Source organism: Paraburkholderia sp. Clong3 (assembly GCF_050436485.1).
GTDB classification, from domain to species: Bacteria; Pseudomonadota; Gammaproteobacteria; order Burkholderiales; family Burkholderiaceae; genus Paraburkholderia; species Paraburkholderia tuberum.
This window is the reverse complement of record NZ_JBNDMH010000003.1, coordinates 1,851,234-1,877,363: the sequence shown is the minus strand read 5'-3', so window position 1 is coordinate 1,877,363 and position 26,130 is coordinate 1,851,234. Positions and strand designations below refer to the sequence as shown.

The window sequence follows — 26,130 nt, the reverse complement described above, 5'->3', positions numbered from 1 at the left end:
CGGTATCGGCGAGCAAGGCTTGTTCCTTGCGAATGGCTTGCTACCCGGTCTTGATCCTCGGCTGCGGCGCGTCGAGCGGTTCGTGGCCGAAGCGCTCGTATTGCGATATCACCTGCGCGCCGAACAGCAGCAAGGTGGCGAGCCATTCGAAGCTGAGCAGGATCACGATCGCCATCGTCAACGAGCCATAGACGACGCTGACCTGCGACAGCGTAGCGAAATACCAGACCAGCACGTGCCGCGTGATCTCCCACAACACGCCGGCCACCACGCCACCGATCAGCGCGTGTTTGAGCGACGGACGTCCCACCGGCATCACCAGATACACCGAGGTCAGCACGAAGATTTCGCCGGCGAGCCCGAACAGATACAGCATCACTCGCGAGAAGCCCCGCAACGACACGTGCAGACCGAACAGTTTGAGTCCTTCTGCGCCGATCGTGTCGAGCGCGCTCGACACGAACGTGACGATCAGCAGTCCCACGCCGAGAAACAGGATGTAGCAGTACGGCAGCAGCGCCGAGATCAGGAAGTGGCGCCGCTTCACGACGACCCGATGCACGAAGATCAGCGACATCGCGTTTTCGAGCACGGTGAACGCGAGCGAGCTGAAGAAGATCATCGTCAGCAGCAGCACCCAGCCGATTACCGCGCGATGCAGCAGGAAGTTCGACAGCTCACGCACGAGCGCGGCCGATTGTCCGGGCACGAGCCAGCGCAGCAGATGCGCAAGCGCGTCGAGCACCAGCTGCTGCGGCACCACGCGCGACAACACGATGACGATCAGGATCAGCAGCGGCACGATGGACAGCAACGCGTAGTACGCGACCGCGCCCGCGAGCAGCAGCCCCTGGTTCGCGCGAAACGCTTTCAGCGTTTGCAGCAGGAAGCGCCAGGGATGTCTGGCGATATACAGCGCTTGCTGGTCGAGCAGGATCGGCATGAGGCCTCGCGGTGCGCGCCGGGCACTGCCGGATGGCAGCCGCTCTCGACACGCCTGTGTGCTTTATATACCGTAAGCAGAAACGGGGCCATCAATGGTGCGGCATATAGTTTGCTTGGCCGCGTTCGCAAGATCGCGTTCCCTTGCCGAGGACAGCCGATGGATCAGCCGCCGCGTCAGACCGACACCGCGCCGCAAGCCAACGATCTGGTGATCGCGCGGCCGGAGGGACTGTATTGCCCGCCCGGCGATTTTTACATCGATCCGTGGCGGCCGGTCGAACGCGCGGTGATCACACATGCGCATTCCGACCACGCGCGTTTCGGTCATCAGCGCTACCTGGCCACGCGCTCGGGCGCGAGCGTGCTGCTATCGCGGCTGCCCGGCATCGCGCTGCACCCGCTCGACTACGGCGAGCCGCTGACGATTGGCGCGGCGCGCGTGTCGCTGCATCCGGCCGGGCACGTGCTCGGCTCGGCGCAGGTGCGCATCGAACACGCGGGCCGCGTGTGGGTGGCGTCGGGCGACTACAAGCTCGAAGCCGATCCGACCTGCGTCGCGTTCGAACCGGTGCGCTGCGATACGTTCATCACCGAATCGACGTTCGGTCTGCCGATCTATCGCTGGGATACGCCGCAAAGCGTGTTCGATTCGATCGATTCATGGTGGCGTCACAACGCCTCCGAAGGGCGCGCGTCGGTGCTGTTCTGCTATTCATTCGGCAAGGCGCAACGCGTGCTCGCGAGTGTCGATGCGGCGATCGGGCCGATCTTCTGCCACGGCGCGCTCGAGCCGCTCAATCGCGCGTATCGCGACGCGGGCGTGCGGCTGCCGGCGGTCGGTCTGGTCGGCGAGATTGCCGCGAAAGACAAGGGCGTATTCAAACAGGCGCTGATCGTCGCGCCGCCGTCCGCGCAGAACAGCGCGTGGCTCAAGCGCTTCGGCGACTACAGCGATGCGTTCGCGTCGGGCTGGATGCGCCTGCGCGGCGCGCGTCGCCGGCGCGGCGTCGATCGTGGCTTCGTGCTGTCGGATCACGCGGACTGGCCGGGTTTGCAAACGGCGATACGCGAGAGCGGCGCCTCCCGCGTGATCGTCACGCATGGCTCGATCGAACCGATGGTGCGCTGGCTCAACGAGCAGGGCCTGCACGCCAGCGCGTTCGAAACGCAATACGGCGACGATACCGTCGAAGCCGATGCGGCCGGCGCCGACCAAGCGCCGGCGGCGAGCGAATCATGACGGGCACCGTATGAAACGCTTCGCGGCTCTCTACACCGCGCTCGATGCGACCACGTCGACGCACGACAAGCTCGCGGCGCTGACCAGTTATTTCTCGGTGGCCGACCCCGAAGACGCGGCATGGGCGTCGTATTTCCTCGCGGGCGGCAAGCCGCGTCAACTCGTGCCGACGCGTTTGCTGACCGAAATCGCGCGCGAGCGCGCCGGCTTGCCCGAGTGGCTGTTCGAGGAGTCGTATCACGCGGTGGGCGATCTGGCCGAGACCATCGCGCATATCCTGCCGCCGGCGTCGCGCAAGTCCGAGCTGGGTCTCACGCAATGGATCGAGCAACGCATGCTGCCGCTGCGCGGCCTGCCGCCCGACGAGTTGCGCAGGCGTCTGCTCGGCTACTGGGACGAACTCGACTGGGGCGGTCGTTTCCTGCTGACCAAGCTGATCGGCGGCGGCTTTCGTGTCGGCGTCGCGCGGCAACTGGTGGTGCGTGCGCTCGCCGAAGTGGCCGGCGTCGATCACAAGCGGATCGCGCAACGAATGGTCGGCTGGACCGATTCGCAACAGAAGCCCGATGCGGCGCGCTATCTGCGTCTGATCGCGCCGCAGACCGACGACGATATGCAAGCGCACGCGCCTGAACACGATAGCGACCTCGGCCTGCCGTATCCGTTCTTTCTCGCGCATCCCTTGCAGACCGATCCGGCGACGCTCGGCGATCCCGCGCACTGGCTGATCGAGTGGAAGTGGGACGGCATACGCGCGCAACTCGTCAAACGCGGCGGCCGCGTGTGGTTGTGGTCGCGCGGCGAGGATCTGATTACCGATCGTTTTCCCGAAGTCGCGGCATTGGGCGAGTCATTACCCGATGGCCACGTGATCGATGGCGAGATTCTCGCGTGGGAGCCCGGCGCGGCAGCGCCATTGCCGTTCGCGCGGCTGCAACCGCGCATCGCGCGCAAGACGCTGACGCGCAAGATACTCGCGGATTCGCCCGCCGCGCTGCTCGCATACGATCTGCTCGAAGCAAACGGACAGGACCAGCGCATGAACCCGCTCGCTGAACGGCGCGCACGCCTCGATGCGCTGGCCAGCTCCGTCGATGGCACGCTGGCGCGTGGTCTGCTGCGCATATCGCCGCTCGTCCTTGCAGCGGACTGGACCGCGCTCGCGGCGTTGCGCGACGAGAGCCGCGCGCGCGGCGTCGAAGGTTTGATGCTCAAGGAGCGCGAGTCGATGTACGGCGTCGGTCGTACCAAGGCGTCGGGCACGTGGTGGAAATGGAAGATCGAGCCTTATGCGGTGGACGCTGTACTTGTTTACGCGCAGCGCGGTCACGGCCGTCGCGCGAGTCTTTACACGGACTACACGTTCGCGGTGTGGGACGAGGCCGACGGCGTGCGCACGTTGGTGCCGTTCGCGAAGGCCTATTCAGGGCTCACGGATGAAGAGATGCGTCGGGTCGATGCGATCGTGCGCAAGACCACCGTCGATAAATTCGGCCCCGTGCGCAGCGTGACGCCAACGCTCGTGTTCGAGATCGGCTTCGAAGGGATACAGGCGAGTTCGCGTCACAAGTCCGGCGTGGCCGTGCGTTTTCCACGCATGCTGCGCTGGCGCACGGACAAACACATCGACGACGCAGACACGCTCGCGATGTTGAAAGGGTTCATCGATAATCGTGCGGGATAACCCGCAGAGCACAAACCCCTAACATGTCGAGCATTTTTTTATCGGCATCGTCGCTTATTCTTTGTTAAGACCGCGTCATCGATTCGCGCCATCAGTGCGCAAGCGGCATGCATTGCGTGGCCCCCCAATTCGTTGAAATTACCGATAACCTGCGACGCCCCGGAACGAGGCGGATAGCACAAAGACAGAGCGTCAATCGATGTTGCGCAGCGCGCACATCGTAGGCGCCGTCATTCAAATGCCGTGATGAATGGTCACGCTGAATCCCGCATTCCAGCTGATTGAAATGCTGGAATGCGCGACGAGGCGTGCTGGCCGCGGCATCGTCCGATGCGAAGCGGGAATAACAAAAAGCTGATCGTAGTCCGGCAAAAGCAATGGGATCGAATCTTGCACGTGTGGCGCGGATGCCCTTCAGGGCCAATGTAAAAGGGCGAGAAATAATGACAGTGTTCAACGACAACGTGGACAGCAGCGACGACGTGCTCGTATGGCGGCCGATCCGCTATGCGATGGCCGCGCATCGTCGTGTGCTGGTAGTCGACGATTACCGGGAAGCGGCCGATGCGCTGCAAATGCTATTGATGGCCGACGGCTTCGAATGCCGCGCGCTCGACGATCCGTTCGCCGTGTGCGAGACCGCGCGCGAATGGCAGCCGTTCGCGGTGGTGCTCGACATCAAGATGCCTGGACTCGACGGGCTCGAACTCGCGCGGCGGCTGCGCGCGCATCCGCAGACTTCGCACATGCTGCTGGTCGCGTGTACCGCGTTTGCGTCGCGCGACGATCGCGCGCTCGCGAAGGCGGCCGGCTTCGACGCGCATTGCGCCAAACCGTTGACACCCGAGCGTCTGCTGCGCGTGCTCGAATCGGCGGCGGCGTTGCATGCGGCGGAGCCATCATCTGAATCACGTTGTTAGCGAAAACTTACTGACAGTTCTGTTACTTCTGCGCGGTCGTCGCCAGAAAATCGCACTCGTCGCTCTGCGAATCCGTTTGTCATCAATCTGCCATCTATTCGCCACCGTTCTGTCCGACGCAGTTTCTTTAGCCATGCGTGTCCTGCGCGCAGGAGTTTCCTCTCGCTATTGCATGCAGGCCCACTCGTTGCTGAAAGACCGATGATGCGGCGCGCTCGTGCGCGCCGCCCATGGTCATTCGCACCGAGGGAGATCCGACATGAGCGACACGCAACGTCCGGCACCGCCGTTTCCGGAACAGCAGCAGGACCAGAGGCCCGGCCGCACGGCCGACATGAACCCGCAACCGGATCACGGCGAGAAAACCTATGAAGGATCGGGGCGTCTCGCAGGCAAGGCGGCGATCGTGACCGGCGGCGACAGCGGCATCGGCCGCGCGGTCGCGATCGCGTTCGCGCGCGAAGGCGCGGATGTGCTGATCGCCTATCTCGACGAAGACGACGATGCGCGCGAGACCGCACGCTGGGTCGAGGACGCGGGTCGCAAGGCGGTGCTGGTCGGCGGCGATATCCGCGATCGCACGCATTGCGATGCGATCGTCGACAAGGCGATCGAGGCATTCGGCCGGATCGACGTGGTGGTCAACAACGCCGCGTATCAGATGAGCTATCCGTCGCTCGACGCGATCAGCGACGAAGAATGGGACAAGACCTTCGATACCAACATCGGCGCGATGTTCAGGATCACGCGCGCGGCGGTGCGCCACATGAAGCCGGGCGGCGCGATCATCAATACTTCGTCGATCAATGCCGATCATCCGAATCCTGGCCTGATCGCGTATGCGACCACCAAGGGCGCGATCCAGAACTTCACCGGTGGCCTCGCGCAATTGCTCGCGGAAAAGGGCATTCGCGCGAACTGCGTGGCGCCGGGACCGATCTGGACGCCGTTGATTCCATCGACGATGCCGGCAGACAAGGTCGAGCAGTTCGGCAAGCAGGTGCCGATGAAGCGCCCCGGCCAACCGGCCGAACTGGCCGCCGCGTACGTGATGCTCGCGTCGGATGAAGCGAGCTACATCTCGGGCGCGACGATTGCGGTAACGGGCGGCGCGCCGATTATTTAGGTTGTCGAACTGATGGCGGCATGGCCGCCTGCGCTCACGTACGAGGTTCGCGCAGTGGGTTTTCATAACGTCATAAGGGAGAGTTCCATGAAGATCGATGTATCCGTCAAACTGGCTGCCACGCTCGTTTCAGGCTGCCTCGCGCTAGGCTTTGCGCAGGCGGGCTTCGCGCAGACCGGTACCAATCCGTCCGTGCAAAACAGCAAGTCTGCCGCGCAACCCGGCGCAAGCCAGGAAGAGTCGCGCACGCCGGATACGACCAGCGCGAACAACGCGAACGGCAATGTCGGCGAATCGGGGGGCGCCACCAATGGCGTCGCCGGCAGCGGCAATGGCCGCACCACCACCCACAAGCGCTTCAAAGGCGCGACGCCGCCGCACGCGGGTAGTGGGGCGGGGCAATAAGCGATCCGTCGAGCGCGTCGGCCTGCCTCCCGACGCGCCGCACGCCGCGGCGGCATCGCGCTCGCGCGCTGTCGCCGCTTTGCGTTGGTTTGAGTTGCGTTGAGTTCCGTCGCGCGCCGCATTGCTTGCGCGATGCCTTGTGAGGAGGAAATCCGATGGCTACCCCCAATGCTGAAACCGCCCGGGCCGACGCGCCCGCGTCGCATGCATTGACGTTCGAGATCAACGGCGAGACGCGGCGCTTCGACGTCGAAGCGTGGACCTCGCTGCTCGATCTGCTGCGCGAGCATGCGCACCTGAGCGGCACCAAGAAGGGCTGCGATCACGGTCAATGCGGCGCTTGTACGGCGATCGTCAATGGCCAGCGGATCAATACCTGCCTCGCGCTCGCGGTCGTGTACGACGGCGCAGCGATCACGACGATCGAAGGTCTCGCGAACGGCGACACGTTGCATCCGCTGCAGCAGGCGTTCATCGATCACGACGCGTTCCAGTGCGGCTACTGTACGCCCGGACAAATCTGCTCGGCGCACGCGATGCTCGAAGAAGGACATGCGCGCTGCGCGGACGATGTGCGCGAGCAGATGAGCGGCAATCTGTGCCGCTGCGGCGCGTATCCGAACATCGTCGCGGCGATTCTCGACGCTGCGCATTTCGGTCATGAGGACGCAAGGCAAGACAGTGCGGTCGCGAATAAATCTGGAGCGCGGCGATGAACCGCTTCTCGTACACGCGCCCCGATGCGGTGCAGGATGCGCTCGAACGGCATCGTTCGGACACGGGCGCCGCGTTCATCGCGGGCGGCACGAATCTCGTCGACCTGCTGCGCGAAGACGTCGCGCGCCCGGCTTTGCTCGTCGACATCAACCGTTTGCCGCTCAGGCAGATCGAAGCGTCGGCGCAAGGCGGCCTGAAGATCGGCGCGCTCGTAACCAATAGCGCGCTCGCGTATGACGATACCGTCGCGACACGCTACCCGCTGCTCGCGAAAGCGATCCTGGCGGGCGCGTCGCCGCAGATTCGCAACGTCGCGACGGTCGGCGGCAATCTGCTGCAACGTACGCGCTGCTACTACTTCTACGACATTGGCACGCCGTGCAACAAGCGCGAACCCGGCAGCGGCTGTCCGGCGCTGCATGGCGTGAACCGCATTCACGCGATCCTCGGTGCGAGCGAGCACTGCATCGCCGTGCATCCGTCCGATATGTGCGTCGCGTTGGCGGCGCTCGGCGCCACCGTGCATCTGATCGGCACCGACGGCGCACGCACGCTGCCGTTCGCGGATTTTCACCGGCTGCCCGGCGATACGCCGCAGATCGACACCAACCTGCGCGACGACGAACTCGTGACCGCGATCGAACTGCCGCCGCAAGGTTTTGCCGCGCATCACGCGTACGTGAAGGTGCGCGACCGCGCATCGTATGCGTTCGCGCTGGTGTCGGCCGCGGTCGGTGTCGAACTCGATGACGAGGCGCGGATCGTCGACGCGCGTTGCGCGCTCGGCGGGGTCGCGCACAAGCCGTGGCGCGATCCCGCCGCCGAAGCCGCACTGCGCGGCGAGACGCTGAACGCGCGAACCTTGCGCGATTTCGCGGCGACGCTGCTGCGCGGTGCGCGCGCTCAGCGCGACAACGCGTTCAAGATCGAACTCGCGGCGCGCGTGATCGTGCGCGCCTTCGGCGAGGCCACACAACGTTCGTTCGAGGAGGCCGCGCGATGAACCGTGCCGAACCCTTGCCGTCGACAGGCAGCCCGAAGCCTGCCACCGGCGTGCCGCATTCGCGTGTGGACGGGCCCGTCAAAGTGACCGGCGCCGCGCAATATGCCGCCGAGTTCTGCGTCGAAGGGCTTGTGCATGGCGTCGTCGTGTCGGGCACGATCGCGGCAGGCAAGATCGTGTCGATCGATACCTCGGCCGCCGAGGCGCTGTCCGGCGTGCTGCTCGTGCTCACGCATCGCAAGCGTCCGGCGCTGCCGTCGGACGTCGACGCGTTCAAGGACATGGTCGCGCCCGGCGGCACGCCATTGAGGCCGCTGTGGGACGAGCGCGTGTGGTACAGCGGGCAGCCGGTTGCGCTGGTAGTCGCGCAATCGCTGGAACTGGCGCGCTACGCGGCGTCGCTGGTGCAGGTGTGTTACGAGACCGGCTCGCACCAGACCGATATCGAAGCAGCGTTGACGAGCGCCGTGCCGCCGTCGGCCGAGAAGGGCGGCTTCGATCCGCCTCCGCCCGAGCGTGGCGACCCACGCAAGGCCTTGGCCGATGCAAAGGCGCGCGTGGACGCGTTCTACACGACACCACCGGAGTATCACAATCCGATGGAAATGCACGGATGCACCGTGGTGCCCGATGCGCAAGGACGCTTGACCGTCTATGAAAAGACTCAGGGCGTCGTCAATACGAAGGGCTATCTGACGCGTGTGTTCGGTTTGAAAGACGACGAAGTGCACGTGGTGTCGCCGTTCGTTGGCGGCGCGTTCGGCTCTGGCTTGAGGCCGCAATATCATCTGGCGCTCGCGGTAATGGCCGCGCGCGAACTGAAGAAACCCGTGCGCGTCACGCTGACCCGGCAGCAGATGTTCACCTTCGCGCATCGTCCGCAAACGGTGCAGCGCGTCGCGCTCGGCGCGTCGGCGGATGGCCGCCTGCAGGCGGTGATCCATGAGGCGGTGTCGGAAACCTCGCGCTACGAGGACTACTGCGACGTGGTGGTCAACTGGGCGGGGCAGCTGTATCGATGCGACAACGTGTCGATGGGCTACAGGGTCGCGAAGCTCGACGTGCCGACACCGGTCGACATGCGCGCGCCCGGCGCGACACAAGGGCTCTTTGCGCTCGAAGTCGCGATGGACGAACTGGCCGAGGCATTGCGGATGGACCCGCTCGAATTGAGGCTCGTCAACTATGCGGAGCGCGACGCGAACAGGAATCTGCCGTTTTCGAGCAAGGCGCTGCGCGACTGCTATCGGGAAGGCGCGGCCCGCTTCGGCTGGGCGGCGCGGCCGCTCGAGGCGCGCGCACGCCGCGACGGCAACGAGTCGGTCGGCTGGGGCATGGCGACCGGTGCGTGGGACGCGATGCAGAACGAAGCGGCCGCACGCGCGGTGTTGACGCCCGATGGCCGCGTCAGCGTGTCGAGTTCGACCGCCGATATCGGCACCGGAACCTACACCGCGATGACGCAGATCGCCGCCGATGCGCTCGGCGTGCCGCTCGGCGACGTCAGCTTCGAACTCGGCGATACCCGGCTGCCGAAGGCGCCGATCGAGGGCGGATCGTGGACGGTGTCGTCGGTGGGCAGCGCAGTCGATGCCGCGTGTACGCGCCTGCACAACCGTCTGGTTGAACTGGCGCGCGAACATGGTGGGGCGCGGTTCGCGTCGGCGACTCGCGAACACGTGCGGCGCGAGCGTAACCGGCTCGTGTGCGGCCCACACGAGGACGACTCGATCGCGATTGCGACGCTGTTGCAGCGCGCCGGGCTGGACGAACTCGAAGAGCAGGCCAGCGTGAAGCCGCACGAAAAGCAGCAGGCGTATTCGATGGGCACGCATTCGGCGGTGTTCGCCGAAGTGCGCGTCGACGAAGCGCTCGGCACTGTGCGGGTGACGCGCGTGGTCAGCGCGGTCGCGGCGGGACGCATCGTCAATCCGAAGACGGCGGGCCATCAGGTCGCGGGCGGCGTCGTGTGGGGCATCAGCATGGCGCTGCACGAGCACGGCCAGTTCGATCACGCGCTAGGACGCCAGATGAATCACGACCTGGCCGAATATCACATGCCGGTGAATGCCGACATTCACGAGATCGACGTGCTGTTCGTCGACGAGCGCGATGACATCGTCAATCCGCTCGGCGTCAAAGGTGTCGGCGAAATCGGCGTGGTGGGCGTGGCCGCGGCAGTGTGCAACGCGATCTGGCATGCGACCGGCAAACGCATCCGCGATTTGCCCATTACGCCCGACAAGCTGCTCGGCTGACTAGGCCCCTGAACGCATGTGCATGGATGGCCCGTTGCCGCGTCGATCGATTCGACGCGGCAACGCCGCGCTCAATTCGCGTACTTGAACTCCGGCAACGCCTCGAGCGATTTCTTCGTCGCCTCGGGCAGCACGACGCGCCGGTTGTCGATCTGCAGATCGTTGAACGGCACGGCGACCAGATGCTTGCCCATGCCGAGAAAGCCGCCGACCGACAGGATCGCATACGTGGTGCGCTCGGTGCCCGGCGACACGATCAGATCATCGAGCGTGCCGATGTTGTCCTTGTTGCGGTTGTACACGTCCGCGCCCGACAGCTTCGACGCGCGATAGCCGCTCGCGAGCTGCACGACATCCGTGCGTTTTTCGGTGATCGCCTGCGGCGCGCCTTGCGCGAACGCGCTGCCGCACGTGCCCAACGCGGAAATCAGCGTAATGGCGGCGAGAAGCGATGCGGAAGCGGCCAGCGGTGTGATCTGCGTGTTGCGCATCATCTGTGTTCTCCCGGTTTGGTGTGGTGGCGTTTCGACGGCGCGCAATGCGTGCGCCTTGCCGGTATGCTGCAAATCTCATGCCGCGACTTTGAGCTGAGGGAAAGCGAGGCGGATCAGGCCCGTAAGTTGCTACACGCACCGGCGCGCTGCTTGCGCGCGGTGCAATGTCCGGCGCGCGGGCCTCGAATGCCTACACTGGAACAATCAGCAGCAAAGAACACGTGGAAAGGCAGTTGAAAAAAACACATGCATGACCCTGAGATACCAACCTCCTTGCAGCCACTGAGAACACCTATGTCATCCCCAGCCAGCTACTCGACGCGCATTGCCGAAGGCACGCCTTTTCCGCTCGGCGCGACATGGAACGGCAGTGGCGTCAACTTCGCGTTGTTCTCCGCGCACGCAACCAAAGTCGAACTGTGTCTGTTCGATGAAACTGGCCAACACGAACTCGAACGGATCGAGCTGCCCGAATACACCGACGAGGTATGGCATGTGTTCGTACCGAATCTGAAACCGGGTGCCGTCTATGGATATCGCGTGCATGGTCCCTACGAGCCCGAAAACGGGCATCGCTTCAATCCGAACAAGCTGCTGCTCGATCCATATGCGAAGGCGCACATCGGCGAGCTGAAATGGGCGCCGGAAATTTTCGGCTATACGCTCGGCTCGGAAGAGCTCGACCTGTCATTCGATGAACGCGACAGCGCGCCTTTCGTGCCGAAGTGCAAGGTGGTCGACGCGAATTTTTCGTGGAGCCATCCGGAGCGCAACGCGCTGCCGTGGGAGCGCGTGATTCTCTACGAGACGCACGTACGCGGCTACACGAAACGTCATCCGCGGGTGCCCGAGCGTTTGCGCGGCACGTTCGCGGGTCTGGCGCAGCAGCCGGTGCTCGACCATATCCGCAGCCTTGGCGTGACCTCGGTCGAGCTGATGCCGATCCAGACTTTCGTCAACGACAGCCATCTGCTCGACAAGGGTCTCACGAACTACTGGGGTTACAACACGATCGGCTTTTTCGCGGCCGATCCGCGCTTTTTCGCGTCATCGACCGAGTCGGTCGGCGAATTCAAGGAGATGGTCGACCGCTTTCACCAGGCCGATCTCGAAGTGATACTCGACGTCGTGTACAACCACACGGCCGAAGGCAACGAACGCGGCCCGACGGTCTCGTTCAAGGGCATCGACAACGCGTCGTACTACCGGCTGATGCCCGACGAGCCGCGCTACTACATCAACGACACCGGCACCGGCAATACGCTGAACCTGTCACATCCGCGCGTGCTGCAGATGGTGACCGACAGCCTGCGCTACTGGGTCACCGAAATGAAAGTGGACGGCTTCCGCTTCGATCTCGCGACGATCCTCGGCCGCGAAGATCACGGTTTCGACGAGGGCGGCGGCTTTCTCGACAGCTGCCGCCAGGACCCGGTCCTCTCCAGCATCCGGCTGATCGCCGAGCCGTGGGATTGCGGCCCCGGCGGCTATCAGGTGGGCGGTTTTCCGCCGGGCTGGGCCGAATGGAACGATCGCTTCCGCGACACCGCGCGGGCGTACTGGAAGGGCGACGAGGGCACCGCCGCCGATCTCGCGACGCGCGTCACCGCGTCGGGCGACAAGTTCAATCATCGCGGCCGGCGGCCGTGGGCAAGCGTGAACTTCATCGCCGCGCACGACGGCTTCACGCTGAACGATCTGGTCTCGTACAACGACAAGCACAACGAGGCAAACGGCGAGGACAACCGCGACGGCCATTCGGACAACAAGTCGTGGAACATGGGCGTCGAAGGACCGACCGACGACGCCGACCTCCGCCAGCAACGCGAGCGCCAGAAGCGCAATCTCCTCGCGACGCTGCTGCTGTCGCAGGGCACGCCGATGATCCTCGCCGGCGACGAATTCGGCCGCACGCAGCAGGGCAACAACAACGCATATTGCCAGGACAACGAGATCAGCTGGGTCGATTGGGATGCGATCGACGACGACGGCCGCGCGCTGACCGAGTTCGTGCGCAATCTGACCACGCTGCGCCACCGTTTGCCGGTGCTGAGGCGCGGCCGTTTTCTGACTGGCGAATACAACGAGACGCTCGACGTGACCGACACGCGCTGGCTATCGCCGGACGGCACCGACATCACGGGCGAGCAGTGGGCCGATCCGGCGATGCGCTGCTTCGGCCTCGTGATCGACGGCCGTGCGCAGGCGAGCGGCATTCGCCGTCTCGCGTCCGACGCGACCTTGCTGCTGGTGCTGAACGCGTATCACGACGTCGTCAACTTCACGCTGCCCGACATTCCCGAGGGCGATTTTTGGACCTGCCTCGTCGACACCAACATGCCGGTGCGCGCCGAGCTGCCGCAATTCAGCGCGGGCGATGCCTACCAGGTGACCGGCCGCTCGCTGCTGCTGTTCGCGCTCGAAGCGCCGAGCCGCGCGACGCAGCGCGTGTTCGACCGCCTCGAAGAGCAGTTGACTTCCGACGAAGGCGACTCCGCGCCAGGCTAGTCCCGGCTGGCGAGCGACGCCAGCCCCGTTGCAAAAGCGGGCCGCAGCACAGGTACAAGGTTTGCTCCTGCTGTTATCGACGATACGCACGCGTCTGCGATCTTCGCCACGGCAGGCGCGCGCACGCAAACGGCCAAGCTGGAGTGAACAAATGGAACAGGAACCGAGCGTCGAGGAGCAGATCCGCACGCGCGCCTACTATCTGTGGGAGCAGGCGGCCGAGCCGAAGGGCACGCCCGAGCAATACTGGGAGCAGGCCCGCAGTGAGATCGAGAAGGAGGCACCACCGGTCGAGAGCGGGCCGGTGTCGGGCGATTCGATGAAATAGGTATTGCTCAACAGGATTGAGTAATAAGACTCCGAGCCGGCGAACCGCGTGCGGCTCAGGGACCGTTTTTCCATGCCCGATCTTCGCTCCGCAACATGAACGACACACCCGAGCCGCGCGGCACGAGTGCCGCCTCGCGCCGCGTGCCGTCGCATCGATGCGACGCGAACGGTGATCGCGCAGCCCCAGTTCGAGGATGGCCGATAGGTGGTTTTCCTGAGCGATCGTTGCTGATGCGTCCCGGCATCGCGGCTTGTTATCCGCCTATTGACCGGCGGGCTTGTCGTGCCCGCCCTTCGACTTGTCCTGCTCCGGCTCGATCTTCGTGGTGCCGCCCGTCGAAGGCGGGTCGCTAGCCGGGAAGCTGTCTTCGACCTGCCTGTCGATCTGCTGCTCGCTCTTTTCCGAGTGCGGATGCTTTTCCTTGTTTGTCGTCATGGTGGCTCCTTGCTCCAGGTTGAACGTCAAGACATCGGATCGCGCGGGTCCACGTGCGCATCGTCACGACGCCGCCGCTTCCGGCGCGCCGATGATCGCGAGCGCGTCGGCCCGCGACAGCCCGCCGCGCATCGCGTCGGAAAGCCGCGCGGTCAGCGCTTCGCGCTCGCAGGCGAACACCGCGTCGACGTGGCCGTCGCGCACGTACAGCGCGATGAACTGGTGACGATCGAAGTCGCCATCGACGACGATCTCATCCCACTCGCTCGCGTAGCCGAGGTATTCGAAGTTCTTGCCGTAGTGATAGGTCCAGAAGAACGGCACGTCGGCATAGCGATTGCGCAAACCGCACATGTTCTGCGCGGCGATGCGCGCATGCTGCTGCGCGACGCGCCAATGCTCGATACGCACCGGCTCCTGGTTCTCATGCAGCGTGAACACGGCGATATCGCCGGCCGCATAAAGACCGCACGCGGCGTTCATGCCGGCATTGACGACCACGCCGCCGTCCTTCTGCAATGGCAGTCCTTCGACAAACCCCGTAGCCGGCGCAACCCCCGTGCCCAGCAGCACGACATCGGCCGCGATGGCCTCGCCGCCGGCGAGCATCACCGTATGCACATTGCCTTCCTCGCCCTCGAGCGAGGCGACCTTGGCGTCGAGATAAAACTTCACGCCATTGCTTTCGTGCAGCGCGCGAAACATCTGGCCCGCGCGCTCGCCGAACTGCTTCGCGAACGGCACCTTGTCGCGCGAAATCACGGTGACGGGCACGCCGTGCTTGCGCAACGCGGACGCGACTTCGAGGCCGATGAAGCTGCTGCCGAGAATCGCGACGCGGGTTTGCGATGCATCGTCGCCGAGCGCGTCGATCAACGCGGCAGCATCGTCGAGGTGTCGAAGCACATGCACGCCGCCGAGTTCGCAGCCGGGCATGTCGGGCACTTTCGGCACGCTGCCGGTCGCGAGCAGCGCGGTGTCGTATTTCAGCGGCTCGATGCTCTGCTCGCTACCACCCGCGCCGGCTTCGAAATGGATCGTGTGCGCAGGCACGTCGAGCCGCGCGACCTTCGCGACGATGCGCTCGATGCCGTGCGTGTGCAGCCAGTCGGGCGGCAGCAGCGGCGGCACGTCGGCGGGCGTCATTTCAAACGAGGGGACGAATTTGCTCAGCGAGGTGCGGTCATAGGGTGCGTGCGCTTCGTCGCCGATCAGCGTGATGCGGCCCTCGAAGCCGAACTCGCGTAACGCGGCACAGGCAGCGGCGCCGGCCGCGCCCGCGCCGATTACCACGTAGTGCTTGTCCTGCGCTGTGGCATCGGGCGGGGATGTGTGCGCCGCCGGTGCCGGCGCTGCGATTTTTTCCGCCGACACGAGCACGTCGTCGCCATCGAGCGTGACCGGGTAGCGATCGAGCGGCAGCAGCGCGGGCGGCTCGAGCACGTTGCCGGTCGCGACGTCGAACGTACCCTTGTGCCATGGGCAGATGATGCGGCCGTGGCACAGCGCGCCCTCTTCGAGCGGGCCCCCGGCATGCGGGCAATCAGGCGAGTACGCCCGCACGGTGTCGCCATCGCGCACCAGCAGAATCGGCGTGCCGTCCACGATCACGCGCACCGCGCGGTCCGCTGGCAATTCCGAGAGCCGCGCGACGCGGCGGGCAGTCGTGGACATGGTGAGGCCTCGCGCAAGAAAGAGCTCGCGCAGCGCACGCAAACGCGTCGCGAGCGGTGACGGAAGTACGCTTGCCATCAAGCAGCGATAAGGCAGCAATCGTCGTGCCCGGACGCGTCGGCGGAGTGATGCCGTGAAGCTGCTTGGGAAGATAGGCCGAGTTGCGGTAAATTTCGAGACGGGGGAATTAGCGCGCGAACAGCGGCGTGCGAATTCACAGGCAATGCCTTCCCTGACCGTATGCAACTTTCATGGAGCAGGTGACCGTGCAGCGTGCAGAACGTGTCGCAGTCGATGTGCCGATGCCGTCACGCAACTTCGCGGCGACGCGGCGCATGCTGCTGATCTTGCTGGCCGTGTCGATCGTGTTTCCGTTGGCCTGCCTCGTGGGCTATGGCTACTTCGACTACCAGCGCCGCATCTCCGATGCGAACGATATGATCGACCGCATCGCGCGCGTGGCGCAGGAGCAGGCCATCAAGGTGCTGGATTTGAACCGGCAGATGGCCTCGCGCGTGATCGAGCTGCTCGGCAATTCCGACGACGCGCAGATCCGCGCGCGCGAGCGCGAATTGCACGAGCGTCTGCAGAGCATCGGCGGCGACTATCCGCAGGTGGCGTCGATCTCACTGCTCGGCGTGAACGGCCAGTTACTTGCGTCGAGCCTCGCGTATCCGGCGCCGGCAGTGACGATCGGCTTGCGCGACGACTTTCTCGCCGCGAAGGCGATGCGTCCGCAGCCGTATTTCTCGCTGCCGATGTTCGGCACGCTGTCGAAGGTCGACGTGTTCACGACCGCGATCGCCCGCACGGGTACGGACGGTCAGTTTCTCGGCGCGGTCACGGTGGCGCTGCGCAACGAATATTTTTCGCGCTTCTATCGCGAGCTGACCAACGGCGATCCGTCGCTCGCGCTCGCGCTGTACCGGCAGGACGGCAATCTGCTGGTGCGCTATCCGCCGTGGCCGGCCGGCGCGCGGCCGTCGATACACAGCGCGTTCATGTCCGCGTTGCGCGACAAACAGCTGTTCGGGCACGTGCGTCTGAATTCGACCGTCGACGGTGTCGAGCGGCTGCTCGCGTTTCGCCGTGTCGGCGACTATCCGTTGTATGTGATGAGCGCGTACGCGACGTCGTCGATCGTGGCGGCGTGGCGCACGCACTTTCTGTTGATTGCGGCGCTGACGGCGGTGCCCTGCATCGCGATCTGGGGGCTCGTGCTGTATTCGCTGCGTCAGCTCGAGGCGGAGCGGCGCGCGTGGGAGCGGTGGCAGGGCGAGGTCGCGATGCGTCTGTCGGCCGAGGCGTCGAGCCGGCAACTGCAGCGCATGGGCGCGCTCGGCAATCTGGTCGCGAATGTCGCGCACGATTTCAACAACCTGCTGATGGTGGTGTCGGCGAACATCGAGCTCGCGCGCCTCAAGCATTACAACGATCTCGAGAAGGAAGTGCATGCGGTCGAGCGTGCCACCGCCACGGCCGAAGCGCTGACGCGGCGTCTGTTGAGCGTCGCGCGCAAGCAGCCGCTGAAGCAGGAGCCCGTCGAGCTTGCGCGCTGGCTGCCGGCCGCCGTGCCGCTGATCAACGCGGCGCTCGGCGACACGATCGAACTGGCGTTGCGCATCCCGGAGAACCTGTGGCAGGTGCTCGTCGATCCGACCGATCTCGAGTTCGCGATCGTGAACATCGCGATGAACGCGCGCGATGCGATGCCGCGTGGCGGACGCTTCGTGATCCGCTGCCAGAACAATCGGCTGGTCAGCAGCGATACGCTGCTGCCGGACGGCGAGTACGTGCTGATCGCCTGTTCCGACGACGGCGAAGGGATGCCCGAATCGGTCGCGCGACGCGCGTTCGAGCCGTTGTTCACGACCAAGCTGCGCGGCTCGGGCACCGGCCTCGGGCTCGCCCAGGTACTGTCGATGTCCGAGCAGGCCGGCGGAACCGCGAAGATCGAAAGTGTGCTGGGCAGTGGCACGACGGTGCGGATGTTTCTGCCGCGCTATCGTGAGGGCGCCGCGCTGGCCGGCGCCGATGCGCGCCAGCCGCTGCCGACCGCGGCCGGGGCCGTGCTGCTCGTCGAGGACAACGAGGACGTCGCGGCCGGCGTGACCGCGGTGCTCGAAACCTTCGGCTGCGAAGTGCATCACGAGCCGACCGCCGACCAGGCGTTCGACGTGCTGAGCGCCGGCGAGCGCTTCGAGCTCGTGCTGTCGGACATCCAGATGCCGGGCAAGCTGAACGGTATCGACCTGGCGGAGAAGATCCGCAGCGCGTGGCCGTCGCAGAAGATCGCGCTGATGACCGGTTACGCCGACGAGCTCGACCGCGCGCGTCGGCTCGGCATTGCGATACTCGCGAAGCCGTTCAATATCGACGAACTGCATGCGCTGGTGGCTTGCGGCACCTGAAGCCGCGGCACCGTTCGTCTATCGCGTCCATGGGCTTTTCCTGGCGTGCTGTGCTGCGGCACAGCCCTTGCTGAAAAGAGCGCGAGGTTTGCGCGTGCGGTCACCGCGCGCCCACTTCCTTTCGACACTCTCGACACCTAGGAGAATCGCCATGAAGATCAGACAGGCAGTGCTCGTTTCCACCTTGCTCGCGGCTTCGTCGCTCGCAATGGCCCAAGGCGCCGGCGGTGGCGCAGGCGGCGGGGGACCGGCCGGCAACGACCCGAACACCAACGCCGCGACCTCGACACGCGAGGGCGGCGATGCGGGCGCGACCGGGGAGACCACGCCTTCGACTCACCATCACATGAAGAAGCATTCGAAGTCGAAGAAGCCCATGACCGACTCGACGAATACGCCGGGCGCCGACGCGAGCAGCGATACGAAGGGGCAGTAAGCGCAGCGTGTCAAGGCAGAAGGGCGGCTGGAGTCGCGCGTCGGGTGTGACCCGGCGTGTCGGCTCCCACCGTTTTGTTCATAAACGTGATTACTGGCGATTCGCAATCGCTCGCCAGCGGTCAATCCTTTTCCGTCTCCGCGTCGTACTTGCCGAGCGCGGCCGCGCCGTTCAGACGCGCGCGCTTGAGCAACGCCTGCTGCGCTTCCTTCACGTTGGCCGGCTGTCCGCGCCACGCATTCAACGGCGGCTCCTGCAACGCGCGCCCGTACGAAAAGCTCAGATTCCACGGCAGCGCGCCGAGCCGGTTCATCGCACTGAGATTGGCGGTAGCCTCCTCGGGCGACTGTCCGCCCGACAGGAACACGAGACCGGGAACCGAAGAGGGCACCGTACGCATCAGCACGCGCACGGTTGCCGCCGCGATATGCGCCGTGCTCGACTGCTGCTGATGCTCGGAGCCGGCCAGCACCATGCTCGGCTTCAGCACGATATGTTCGAGCACCACGCGATGCCGATGCAGCGCATGAAACACCTCGTGCAATACGGCCTCGGTGACTTCGGCGCAACGCTCGATCGTGTGATCGCCGTCCATCAACACCTCGGGTTCGACGATCGGCACGATGCCGGCTTCCTGGCTGATCGCCGCGTAGCGCGCGAGCGAATCGGCGTTCGCCTCGATCGCGAGCCGGCTCGGCAGGCTCGCCGTGATGTTGTAGACCGCGCGCCACTTCGCGAAGCGCGCGCCTTGCCGCTTGTAATCGGCGAAGCGTTTGGCGAGACCGTCGAGGCCCTCGGTGATCTCGTCGCCGGGAGCGAGCGCGAGCGGCACCTTGCCGAGGTCGACCTTGATGCCGGGCACGATGCCGTTTGCCGCGGCCACCTGCGGGAACGGCGTGCCGTCGTCGGCTTTCTGGCCGAGCGTTTCTTCGTAGAGGATCACGCCGCTCACGAACTCGCCGAGGCCGGGCGTCGTCAGGAGCAGGTTGCGATACGCGCGACGGTTTTCCTCGGTCGATTCGAGGCCGATCGTCTTGAAGCGTTTGGCGATGGTCGGGCCGCTTTCGTCGGCGGCGAGAAGACCCTTGCCCGGTTGAACCATCGCCTTGACGGTGGCTTGCAGCTCGCTACGGGTGTCCATGAGGTGTGCTCCCTTGGGTAGGCTCCGTTCGATGCGGTGTGCGGAGAAGTGCCGGTGACAGTTTCCTTTGCGTAACGAGTGGGTGCAAAAGCGGGCTTCATTCGCCGAGCAGATGCAACACGATATCGCGCGGCTGCGGGTGACGCCGATGTTCGAACAGATACAGCCCCTGCCATGTGCCGAGCACCATCCTTCCATGCTCGACGGGCACGGACAACTGCACCTGGGTGAGCGCCGTGCGCAGATGCGCGGGCATGTCGTCGGGGCCTTCGGTGTCGTGCTCGTAGCGCGTGTCGTCCTCGGGCGCGAGGGTTTCGAAGTAGCGCTGCAGATCTCGCCGCACGGACGGATCGGCATTCTCCTGAATCAGCAGCGACGCCGACGTGTGCCGGCAAAACAGCGTCAGCAGACCGGTACGGATGTCCGTCTCGTCGACGAAGCGGCGCGCGTCGTCGGTAACTTCGACGAGGCCGCGGCCGCGGGCCTGGACACTCAGATGATGGATGACCTGGCGCATGACGGAGCTCGAATCTCAGAGCGACGCGAACGCGTCGTCGATATCCTCGGCGCTGCGTGGCCGCACCACGCGCGCGACCTCGGCGCCGTCGCGCATCAGCACGAGCGTCGGCCACAGTTTGACCTTGAACGAGCGGCCGAGCGGGCGGCCGGGGCCGTCCTCGATCTTCAGATGCCGCAGGCCCGCGTGCGGCGCGAGCGCCTGCCGGATCGATGCCTGCGCGCCCTGGCAATAGCCGCACCAGTCGGTGCCGAATTCGACGACGGTGACGCCGGGCAGCGAGTCCAGCTCGGCGCGGGTCGGTCCTTTCGGGGAATAAGCTGTCGGCGAGGTCATGCGTGCTCCGCTGCTGATCGTGATCTGCCAAGGGTAGCAGCTATGCCGCGGATCGTCAGCGCAGCTGCCGTATGCTGCCGATGCGCGCGGTGTCGCCGCGGCATGTTAAAAAGCGGTGCGCGCGTGCTCGACCGATCGACGCGCCGCGTCATCGCACGGAACCTCGCAAAACATGAACACACGAATCTATCTGCAACATCCGCAACACCAAGACGCTATCGCGGTCGCGACCGGCTTCAGCTGGGGCGCGTGCCTGCTCGGCTTCATCTGGGCGCTGTCGAAGAGAATGTGGTTCGCCGCGTTCGTGATGCTAGGCATCAACGTGATCCTGCTCGGCATCGGTCTGTGGGGCGAGACGGCCGATCTGATCGGCTTCGTGCTGTCGATCGTGTTCGCGTTCGCATGCGGCGCGTATGGCAACCGGTGGCACCGCTGGACGCTCGAACAGCGCGGCTACGTCGTGGTGTGATGCGTTCGCGCTGGAGCGGGGATTGCTGCGCGCAGGAATGTGATCGAAGCTGAGTTCAATCCGTCATGGAGGCGTTTCATGTTTATTGCATCGGCAGTCGCTGGTCTTTCCGCTGCTCGGCTTTCGACACGCGGCGCGCGGGCGGTCGCGCTGGCTGCATCGTTGGTCATGTTGGCCATCGCGCCGCTCGCGCACGGCGCCGACGCGGCGCCCCCCGCCACGATTGCGGCCACCCCAGCCACGGCAGCCTCCGCCCCCGCCGACGACACCTTCCTGCTGACGATCTTCCTGCGCCACGACGAATCGAAGCCGCTGCCGAAAATCAACGATCAACTGCGCGAGCAGGGCTTCTTCAAGACCTTCCCGCCGCCAGGCATCGAAGTCGTGTCGTGGTACGTGATGATGGGCATCGGGCAGGTCGTGACGCTGCGCGTGCCCGCGAGCCGGTTGCGCGAAGTGAACCGCGCGATCGAATCGACCGCGTGGGGCGGCTATCACACCGAGTTCTATCCGACCTACGACTACAAGGCGCAGGCGCAGCAAATGCGCGCAACTGAGGGCAAGTAGCGGTGAGCGTGCCGGCAGCTTGCCGCTAACGGCACGCATCGGCGCGCATCGGCACGCATCGGCACGCATCGGCACGCATCGGCACGCATCGGCACGCATCGGCACGCATCGGCACGGCGCGGCGCGAGTCGCCGGATGCATCCGCGCACGCCTCACGGATTTGGGACAGCTCTTAGCGGGTTTACGCGAGCCGCGCTCCGGGCCGATAATGCCCCGGTCGTTCCGGCCCCCTGCCTGCGACGCCTAACGTGCCTTCGAGCGCTTCGCTGCATATCGAGGCCCGCTCCACCTGACCCACCGCCCCGTGTTGAAAACTGCGCGTTTTTTCGACCTGCTTCGCATTCCTGGCTTCAAGCCGCTCGCCGCCGCCACCCTGATGCTCGGTGTGGCGATGTCCTTCACCGCACCGTATCTGTCTCTGTTCGGCATCGAACGCGCCGGCATGACGCCGTTCCGGCTCGGCGTATTCATGACGCTGATCGCCGCGAGCGGCGTGCTCGCGAGCACGGTGGCGGGGCGCTGGAGCGACCGGAGCGGGCGGCATCGACCGTTATTGCTGGCGGCGCTCATCGCAGCCGCGCTCGGCTACCTGTGTCTGTGCGTGGTGCGCGATTACCGGCTGCTGCTCGTGGTCGGCATCGTGTTCATCGGCGCGGGCGGTTCGGCGATTTCGATGGTGTTCTCGTTCAGCCGCGCGGCGCTGCCGGTGCCCGACCCTGCCGAGCGCGTGTTCGCGAGCGCGACGCTGCGTACGATCCTCTCGGCCGCATGGGTGTTCGGGCCGGCGGTCGGCGCGCTGGTGCTCGCCGCGACGAGCTTCACCGGACTCTTCCTGTTCGCGGCCGCCAGCTTCGCGACCTGCGGCTTCATCGTCTGGCGCATGCAGGAGCCGCAGAGCCATCTCGGCGATCACACGGTCGAGGACACCGCGTCGGAGCCGTCCGCGTCGATCACGGTGCCGCCGCTGAGGCAGCCCGGCGAGGACGCGCACGAAACGCTGCCGGTCGCGTCGGCGAACGACATCCTGCGCTCGGTGACCGCGCTGACCTTGCTCGGCCTCGCCGCGAACGCGACGATGATCGTACTGCCGCTGTACATCGTGCATGGGCTCAACGGCACGCATCTCGACGTGTCGGTGATGCTCGGTCTCGGCGCGCTGACCGAGATCCCGATGATGCTCGCGCTCGGCGCGAAGTCGTCGTCGCTGCACAAGCCGAACTGGCTTGCCGCGTGCGCGGCCGTGCATGCGGTGTACTTCGTCGCGATGTCGCTGGCGGGCAACGTCAGCGAGCTGATCCCGATGCAGATGCTGAACGCGTTCGTGGTCGCCGTGACCTCGTGCCTCGGCATGACCTACGTGCAGGATCTGATGCCGCATTCGCCCGGGCGCGCGACCGCGCTGTTCTTCAATGCGGCGCGGGTCGGCTCGATCCTGTCGGGCGTGCTGTCGGGGCTGCTCGTGCAGGCGTTCAGCTATCGCGGCACGTTCCTGTTCTGCGGACTGCTGGGGCTGTGCGCGCTGGTGCTGTTCGCGGTGCCCGGCTATCGCTATCCGCTGATGTGGCGCGCGGTCAAGCGGTTCGCGGCCGAGCAATACGCGAAGCTGGCCACCCGCCGCGGCACGCGCGTGCCCGAGCGCAGCGAATGACACGTGAGCCCGCCGCGTTCGCTTTCGTGCGGATGCGGCGCGCCTCCAGTTGCGTGGAACTTTGAGCCGCGCTGCGCCTCTGCAAAAAAGTGCGGCTTGCTTCGATACATGCGGCGTAGCTCGCGACACAGCGTCTATGCTTAAGGGCAGCCACGCCGCCGCAACACGACGACCGGAAAATCGGGCAGCGCAACGCAGCATCTTTCGGAGCGAGCCATGCAGCTAGGCATGATTGGATTGGGACGAATGGGCGCCGACATGGTGCGGCGCCTGACCAGGGGAGCTCAGCAGTGCATCGTCTACGACGTGCAGCCGGCGGCGGTCGACAGGCTGAAGCAGGAAGGCGTGGCCGGCGCGAGCTCGCTCGAAGACCTCGTCGCGAAGCTCGACAAGCCGCGCGCCGTGTGGCTGATGGTGCCCGCCGCCGTGGTCGACGCGACGCTCGACAAGCTCGTGCCGCTGCTCGAGCCGGGCGATGTCGTGATCGACGGCGGCAACTCCTACTACCACGACGACATCCGCCGCGGCCAGCAACTCGGCGCGCGCCAGCTTCATTACGTGGACGTCGGCACGAGCGGCGGCGTCGCGGGGCGCGAGCGCGGCTACTGCCTGATGATCGGCGGCGAGGCTGAGGTCGTCAAACGGCTCGAACCGATCTTCTCGACGTTGGCGCCCGGCGTGGGCACGCAGAGCGCGACACCGGGCCGCGCGGCGGGCGCGAGCACCGCTGAGCAGGGCTTTCTGCATTGCGGCCCGCAAGGCGCGGGGCATTTCGTCAAGATGGTTCATAACGGCATCGAGTATGGGCTGATGGCCGCCTACGCCGAGGGTCTGAACGTGCTGCGCCACGCCGACGCCGGCCGGCACGCGCGCGAGGCCGATGCGGAGACCTCGCCGCTGCGCCGTCCCGAGCTGTATCAGTACGATCTGAATCTCGCGGACATCGCCGAGGTCTGGCGGCGCGGCAGTGTGATCGGCTCGTGGCTGCTCGACCTGATCGCCGGCTCGCTCGCCGGCGACACCGAACTGAAAGGCTACGCGGGCCGCGTATCGGATTCGGGCGAGGGGCGCTGGACCGTCACGGCGGCCATCGACGAAGGTGTGCCGACGCCGGTGCTCAGCGCGGCGCTGTTCGCGCGCTTCAGTTCACGCGGAGAAGCCGATTTCGCGAATCGCGTGCTGTCGGCGATGCGGCACGATTTCGGCGGCCACGCGGAAAAACCCGTTGCGCCGGACGGCGGGCTGAAGTAGCCGAGGCCATCCACGCGTGCGCTATCACGCCGATTCGCCGAACCATCCCGCCGAACTTGCCACAAGGAACCGCGATGCCAGTCACCTCCGCCACGCCGCACGACGTCGTGTTTCTGTTCGATTGCGACAACACGCTGCTCGACAACGATCACGTGCTGCAGGATCTGCGCGCGCACATGATGGGCCAGTTCGGCGAAGAGAACAGTGCGCGCTATTGGGAAATCTTCGAGAACCTGCGCACCGAACTCGGTTACGCCGACTACCTCGGCGCGCTGCAGCGCTACCGGACCGAGCATCCACGCGACACTCGCCTGCTGTTGATGTCGTCGTTCCTGATCGAGTATCCGTTTGCGAACCGGCTCTATCCGGGTGCGCTCGACGCGCTGCGGCATCTCGGCAAGCACGGGCCGACGGTGATCCTGTCGGATGGCGACGTCGTGTTCCAGCCGCGCAAGATTTCGCGCTCGGGCTTGTGGGACGAAGTCGACGGGCGCGTGCTGATCTACATCCACAAGGAGTTGATGCTCGACCAGGTGATGGAATGCTATCCGGCGCGCCATTACGTGATGGTCGACGACAAGCTGCGAATTCTGAGCGCGATGAAGAAGGCATGGGGCGCGGAGCTGACCACCGTGTTTCCGCGCCAGGGACACTATGCGTTCGATGCGAAGGAGATTGCGAGCAATCCGCCCGCGGACGTGACGGTCGGGCGGATCGGCGAGTTGGCGGAGATCGACGTGCAAACGCTGTTGCGTAGCGCGAAGGGCAACTAGGCGGCGCCGCGCGCGTGGTGCGGGCGCCGTTTCATGGGTGACATCGCGGGCTCACGCGCCCAGCGCTTTCAGGCGCGCCTGGGTATCGGCCGCGCCCATCCGTGCGGCGGCATCGGCTGCGCTGACGCCGTTCGCGTCGCGCGCATGCGGGTCCGCGCCGTGCGCAAGCAGCAGATCGACGATCGCGGTGCGGTTGAACATCGCCGCGATCATCAGCGCGGTGCGGCCATCGGGCGATGCGCCTTCGACGTCGGCGCCATGCGCAAGCAAGGTTTCGATCACCTTGCCGAAGCCCTTGAACGCGGCGCCCGCGATCGGCGTCTGGCCCGCGTCGTTGCGCAGGTTCGCATCGGCGCCCCGGTCGAGCAGCGTGCGCACCGCGTCGACGTGGCCGTGGTAGCTCGCGAGCATCAGCAGGCTGTCGCCGCGCTCGTTGCGCAAATTCGGCGGCACGCCTTTCTCGATGACGGCCGCGAGCATCGTCGCATCGCCGCGCCGCGCGAGGTCGAAGACTTCGCGCGCGAGCGCCTGCAATTCGGGATCGGGTTGCGATGCGGGCGGGTTGTCGGTGTGGTCGGTCAAGGCACTCTCCTTGCGATGAATGAGCGGCGTGTTGCCAATGCCGCGCCCGGTCTTTCAGCGAGCATACACATTCCGTGGCGCTCGCGTTCGCACGCTGGCAGCCGCGCCGCTGTGCTAGACGTGGTCGAACAGCTTGACCAGCAGCCCGAATATGCCGATCGGTATGGCGACCGCGAGGCATGTGAACACGAGCGTAAGGACCAGGACCACGAGCACTTTCAGCGCACTGGGAGATGTCGACATGGCGGCCATTGACCTG

General features: G+C 65.5%; 27 protein-coding genes. 17 read left to right on the top strand and 10 right to left on the bottom strand.

Translation table 11 applies throughout. The annotated features are described in order from the left end of the window. Positions 1-40 precede the first annotated feature (40 nt). Positions 41-943 carry a YihY/virulence factor BrkB family protein gene (locus OKW30_RS31970; protein ID WP_184062283.1) on the bottom strand — a complete coding sequence of 301 codons (903 nt, stop codon included), beginning with the start codon at positions 941-943 and terminating at the stop codon, positions 41-43. 159 nt (positions 944-1,102) lie between these two features. On the opposite strand from OKW30_RS31970, the gene OKW30_RS31965 reads away from it, so the two are divergent. Further along, positions 1,103-2,185, top strand: a complete 1,083-nt coding sequence (locus OKW30_RS31965; RefSeq protein WP_184062281.1) for a ligase-associated DNA damage response exonuclease — start codon at positions 1,103-1,105, stop codon at positions 2,183-2,185. Between the two features lie 10 nt (positions 2,186-2,195). Continuing rightward, the gene (locus OKW30_RS31960; RefSeq protein ID WP_184062279.1) at positions 2,196-3,869 is read left to right on the top strand and encodes an ATP-dependent DNA ligase; all 1,674 of its coding nucleotides are present in this window, start codon (positions 2,196-2,198) and stop codon (positions 3,867-3,869) included. 234 nt (positions 3,870-4,103) lie between these two features. On the opposite strand, the gene OKW30_RS31955 is transcribed toward OKW30_RS31960, so the two are convergent. Beyond that, positions 4,104-4,265: a hypothetical protein gene (locus tag OKW30_RS31955; RefSeq protein WP_429348591.1), complete on the bottom strand. Its 162-nt coding sequence runs from the start codon at positions 4,263-4,265 to the stop codon at positions 4,104-4,106. Between the two features lie 47 nt (positions 4,266-4,312). Between OKW30_RS31955 and OKW30_RS31950 the strand changes: the two genes are divergently transcribed. From OKW30_RS31950 to OKW30_RS31925, 6 genes are all read left to right on the top strand, one after another. Next, on the top strand, positions 4,313-4,789 hold the full coding sequence (locus tag OKW30_RS31950; protein WP_018425151.1) for a response regulator: 477 nt from the start codon (positions 4,313-4,315) through the stop codon (positions 4,787-4,789). Between the two features lie 259 nt (positions 4,790-5,048). Next, positions 5,049-5,915: a glucose 1-dehydrogenase gene (locus OKW30_RS31945; RefSeq protein ID WP_429348590.1), complete on the top strand. Its 867-nt coding sequence runs from the start codon at positions 5,049-5,051 to the stop codon at positions 5,913-5,915. An 87-nt stretch (positions 5,916-6,002) separates the two neighbouring features. Then, entirely contained in the window at positions 6,003-6,320 is a 318-nt protein-coding gene (locus OKW30_RS31940) for a hypothetical protein (RefSeq protein ID WP_184062275.1), read from the top strand. A 155-nt stretch (positions 6,321-6,475) separates the two neighbouring features. Next, positions 6,476-7,036, top strand: coding sequence for a (2Fe-2S)-binding protein (locus OKW30_RS31935; RefSeq protein WP_429348589.1), 561 nt, complete (start codon positions 6,476-6,478; stop codon positions 7,034-7,036). After that, positions 7,033-8,040, top strand: coding sequence for an FAD binding domain-containing protein (locus OKW30_RS31930; RefSeq protein ID WP_429348588.1), 1,008 nt, complete (start codon positions 7,033-7,035; stop codon positions 8,038-8,040). Before OKW30_RS31935 ends, OKW30_RS31930 begins: the two co-directional genes overlap by 4 nt. Further along, complete coding sequence (locus OKW30_RS31925; RefSeq protein ID WP_429348587.1) at positions 8,037-10,298, top strand: xanthine dehydrogenase family protein molybdopterin-binding subunit; 2,262 nt, start codon at positions 8,037-8,039, stop codon at positions 10,296-10,298. The genes OKW30_RS31930 and OKW30_RS31925 overlap by 4 nt, the downstream gene beginning before the upstream one ends. A 71-nt stretch (positions 10,299-10,369) precedes the next feature. On the opposite strand, the gene OKW30_RS31920 is transcribed toward OKW30_RS31925, so the two are convergent. Next, positions 10,370-10,792, bottom strand: a complete 423-nt coding sequence (locus OKW30_RS31920) for a PRC-barrel domain-containing protein (protein ID WP_187616711.1) — start codon at positions 10,790-10,792, stop codon at positions 10,370-10,372. A gap of 294 nt (positions 10,793-11,086) precedes the next feature. Here OKW30_RS31920 and glgX point away from each other — a divergent pair, with 294 nt between their 5' ends. Continuing rightward, complete coding sequence (gene glgX, locus OKW30_RS31915; protein WP_429348586.1) at positions 11,087-13,300, top strand: glycogen debranching protein GlgX; 2,214 nt, start codon at positions 11,087-11,089, stop codon at positions 13,298-13,300. 151 nt (positions 13,301-13,451) lie between these two features. After that, positions 13,452-13,628, top strand: a complete 177-nt coding sequence (locus OKW30_RS31910) for a DUF2934 domain-containing protein (RefSeq protein WP_184035182.1) — start codon at positions 13,452-13,454, stop codon at positions 13,626-13,628. 264 nt (positions 13,629-13,892) lie between these two features. Here the strand turns inward: OKW30_RS31910 and OKW30_RS31905 are convergent, their stop codons facing one another. Together OKW30_RS31905 and OKW30_RS31900 are read right to left on the bottom strand one after the other, a co-directional pair. Then, positions 13,893-14,066, bottom strand: coding sequence for a hypothetical protein (locus tag OKW30_RS31905; protein ID WP_429348585.1), 174 nt, complete (start codon positions 14,064-14,066; stop codon positions 13,893-13,895). A gap of 63 nt (positions 14,067-14,129) precedes the next feature. Next, a complete protein-coding gene (locus OKW30_RS31900; RefSeq protein WP_429348584.1) occupies positions 14,130-15,740 on the bottom strand; it encodes an FAD-dependent oxidoreductase in 1,611 nt (536 codons plus the stop codon). A gap of 251 nt (positions 15,741-15,991) precedes the next feature. Here OKW30_RS31900 and OKW30_RS31895 point away from each other — a divergent pair, with 251 nt between their 5' ends. Both OKW30_RS31895 and OKW30_RS31890 read left to right on the top strand, forming a co-directional pair. Further along, complete coding sequence (locus tag OKW30_RS31895; RefSeq protein WP_429348583.1) at positions 15,992-18,151, top strand: response regulator; 2,160 nt, start codon at positions 15,992-15,994, stop codon at positions 18,149-18,151. Positions 18,152-18,302: 151 nt separating this feature from the next. Next, on the top strand, positions 18,303-18,587 hold the full coding sequence (locus OKW30_RS31890) for a hypothetical protein (RefSeq protein ID WP_429348582.1): 285 nt from the start codon (positions 18,303-18,305) through the stop codon (positions 18,585-18,587). Positions 18,588-18,708: 121 nt separating this feature from the next. Here the strand turns inward: OKW30_RS31890 and OKW30_RS31885 are convergent, their stop codons facing one another. The 3 genes from OKW30_RS31885 to OKW30_RS31875 form a co-directional block, all read right to left on the bottom strand. After that, positions 18,709-19,728: a class I fructose-bisphosphate aldolase gene (locus OKW30_RS31885; protein WP_429348581.1), complete on the bottom strand. Its 1,020-nt coding sequence runs from the start codon at positions 19,726-19,728 to the stop codon at positions 18,709-18,711. Between the two features lie 97 nt (positions 19,729-19,825). Then, complete coding sequence (locus OKW30_RS31880; protein ID WP_184062255.1) at positions 19,826-20,245, bottom strand: secondary thiamine-phosphate synthase enzyme YjbQ; 420 nt, start codon at positions 20,243-20,245, stop codon at positions 19,826-19,828. Between the two features lie 15 nt (positions 20,246-20,260). Beyond that, complete coding sequence (locus tag OKW30_RS31875) at positions 20,261-20,581, bottom strand: thioredoxin family protein (RefSeq protein WP_090809954.1); 321 nt, start codon at positions 20,579-20,581, stop codon at positions 20,261-20,263. A 172-nt stretch (positions 20,582-20,753) separates the two neighbouring features. Here OKW30_RS31875 and OKW30_RS31870 point away from each other — a divergent pair, with 172 nt between their 5' ends. The 5 genes from OKW30_RS31870 (at position 20,754) to OKW30_RS31850 (ending at position 25,289) form a co-directional block, all read left to right on the top strand. After that, positions 20,754-21,050: a DUF2628 domain-containing protein gene (locus OKW30_RS31870; RefSeq protein WP_184062253.1), complete on the top strand. Its 297-nt coding sequence runs from the start codon at positions 20,754-20,756 to the stop codon at positions 21,048-21,050. Between the two features lie 78 nt (positions 21,051-21,128). Next, positions 21,129-21,617, top strand: coding sequence for a hypothetical protein (locus OKW30_RS31865; protein WP_429348580.1), 489 nt, complete (start codon positions 21,129-21,131; stop codon positions 21,615-21,617). Between the two features lie 304 nt (positions 21,618-21,921). Beyond that, positions 21,922-23,265, top strand: coding sequence for a sugar efflux transporter (locus OKW30_RS31860; RefSeq protein WP_429348579.1), 1,344 nt, complete (start codon positions 21,922-21,924; stop codon positions 23,263-23,265). A 216-nt stretch (positions 23,266-23,481) separates the two neighbouring features. Further along, positions 23,482-24,516, top strand: coding sequence for a phosphogluconate dehydrogenase (NAD(+)-dependent, decarboxylating) (gene gnd, locus OKW30_RS31855; RefSeq protein WP_184062247.1), 1,035 nt, complete (start codon positions 23,482-23,484; stop codon positions 24,514-24,516). Between the two features lie 74 nt (positions 24,517-24,590). Continuing rightward, positions 24,591-25,289, top strand: coding sequence for an HAD family hydrolase (locus OKW30_RS31850; RefSeq protein WP_184062245.1), 699 nt, complete (start codon positions 24,591-24,593; stop codon positions 25,287-25,289). Positions 25,290-25,340: 51 nt separating this feature from the next. Here OKW30_RS31850 and OKW30_RS31845 read toward each other — a convergent pair whose 3' ends face one another. After that, complete coding sequence (locus OKW30_RS31845; protein WP_429348578.1) at positions 25,341-25,871, bottom strand: ankyrin repeat domain-containing protein; 531 nt, start codon at positions 25,869-25,871, stop codon at positions 25,341-25,343. 114 nt (positions 25,872-25,985) lie between these two features. After that, on the bottom strand, positions 25,986-26,114 hold the full coding sequence (locus OKW30_RS31840) for a hypothetical protein (RefSeq protein ID WP_260335472.1): 129 nt from the start codon (positions 26,112-26,114) through the stop codon (positions 25,986-25,988). Positions 26,115-26,130 lie beyond the last annotated feature (16 nt).

What these genes read in the sequence shown, in the direction of transcription:
- OKW30_RS31910 (WP_184035182.1), top strand. Translation starts at nt 13,452, where the DNA reads ATGGAACAGGAACCGAGCGTCGAGGAGCAGATCCGCACGCGCGCCTAC.
- glgX (WP_429348586.1), top strand. Translation starts at nt 11,087, where the DNA reads ATGTCATCCCCAGCCAGCTACTCGACGCGCATTGCCGAAGGCACGCCT.
- OKW30_RS31930 (WP_429348588.1), top strand. Translation starts at nt 7,033, where the DNA reads ATGAACCGCTTCTCGTACACGCGCCCCGATGCGGTGCAGGATGCGCTC.
- OKW30_RS31945 (WP_429348590.1), top strand. Translation starts at nt 5,049, where the DNA reads ATGAGCGACACGCAACGTCCGGCACCGCCGTTTCCGGAACAGCAGCAG.
- OKW30_RS31900 (WP_429348584.1), bottom strand. Translation starts at nt 15,740, where the DNA reads ATGTCCACGACTGCCCGCCGCGTCGCGCGGCTCTCGGAATTGCCAGCG.
- OKW30_RS31875 (WP_090809954.1), bottom strand. Translation starts at nt 20,581, where the DNA reads ATGACCTCGCCGACAGCTTATTCCCCGAAAGGACCGACCCGCGCCGAG.
- OKW30_RS31965 (WP_184062281.1), top strand. Translation starts at nt 1,103, where the DNA reads ATGGATCAGCCGCCGCGTCAGACCGACACCGCGCCGCAAGCCAACGAT.
- OKW30_RS31890 (WP_429348582.1), top strand. Translation starts at nt 18,303, where the DNA reads ATGAAGATCAGACAGGCAGTGCTCGTTTCCACCTTGCTCGCGGCTTCG.
- OKW30_RS31870 (WP_184062253.1), top strand. Translation starts at nt 20,754, where the DNA reads ATGAACACACGAATCTATCTGCAACATCCGCAACACCAAGACGCTATC.
- OKW30_RS31880 (WP_184062255.1), bottom strand. Translation starts at nt 20,245, where the DNA reads ATGCGCCAGGTCATCCATCATCTGAGTGTCCAGGCCCGCGGCCGCGGC.
- OKW30_RS31895 (WP_429348583.1), top strand. Translation starts at nt 15,992, where the DNA reads ATGGAGCAGGTGACCGTGCAGCGTGCAGAACGTGTCGCAGTCGATGTG.
- OKW30_RS31960 (WP_184062279.1), top strand. Translation starts at nt 2,196, where the DNA reads ATGAAACGCTTCGCGGCTCTCTACACCGCGCTCGATGCGACCACGTCG.
- OKW30_RS31840 (WP_260335472.1), bottom strand. Translation starts at nt 26,114, where the DNA reads ATGTCGACATCTCCCAGTGCGCTGAAAGTGCTCGTGGTCCTGGTCCTT.
- gnd (WP_184062247.1), top strand. Translation starts at nt 23,482, where the DNA reads ATGCAGCTAGGCATGATTGGATTGGGACGAATGGGCGCCGACATGGTG.
- OKW30_RS31905 (WP_429348585.1), bottom strand. Translation starts at nt 14,066, where the DNA reads ATGACGACAAACAAGGAAAAGCATCCGCACTCGGAAAAGAGCGAGCAG.
- OKW30_RS31970 (WP_184062283.1), bottom strand. Translation starts at nt 943, where the DNA reads ATGCCGATCCTGCTCGACCAGCAAGCGCTGTATATCGCCAGACATCCC.
- OKW30_RS31940 (WP_184062275.1), top strand. Translation starts at nt 6,003, where the DNA reads ATGAAGATCGATGTATCCGTCAAACTGGCTGCCACGCTCGTTTCAGGC.
- OKW30_RS31935 (WP_429348589.1), top strand. Translation starts at nt 6,476, where the DNA reads ATGGCTACCCCCAATGCTGAAACCGCCCGGGCCGACGCGCCCGCGTCG.
- OKW30_RS31850 (WP_184062245.1), top strand. Translation starts at nt 24,591, where the DNA reads ATGCCAGTCACCTCCGCCACGCCGCACGACGTCGTGTTTCTGTTCGAT.
- OKW30_RS31920 (WP_187616711.1), bottom strand. Translation starts at nt 10,792, where the DNA reads ATGATGCGCAACACGCAGATCACACCGCTGGCCGCTTCCGCATCGCTT.
- OKW30_RS31950 (WP_018425151.1), top strand. Translation starts at nt 4,313, where the DNA reads ATGACAGTGTTCAACGACAACGTGGACAGCAGCGACGACGTGCTCGTA.
- OKW30_RS31865 (WP_429348580.1), top strand. Translation starts at nt 21,129, where the DNA reads ATGTTTATTGCATCGGCAGTCGCTGGTCTTTCCGCTGCTCGGCTTTCG.
- OKW30_RS31925 (WP_429348587.1), top strand. Translation starts at nt 8,037, where the DNA reads ATGAACCGTGCCGAACCCTTGCCGTCGACAGGCAGCCCGAAGCCTGCC.
- OKW30_RS31885 (WP_429348581.1), bottom strand. Translation starts at nt 19,728, where the DNA reads ATGGACACCCGTAGCGAGCTGCAAGCCACCGTCAAGGCGATGGTTCAA.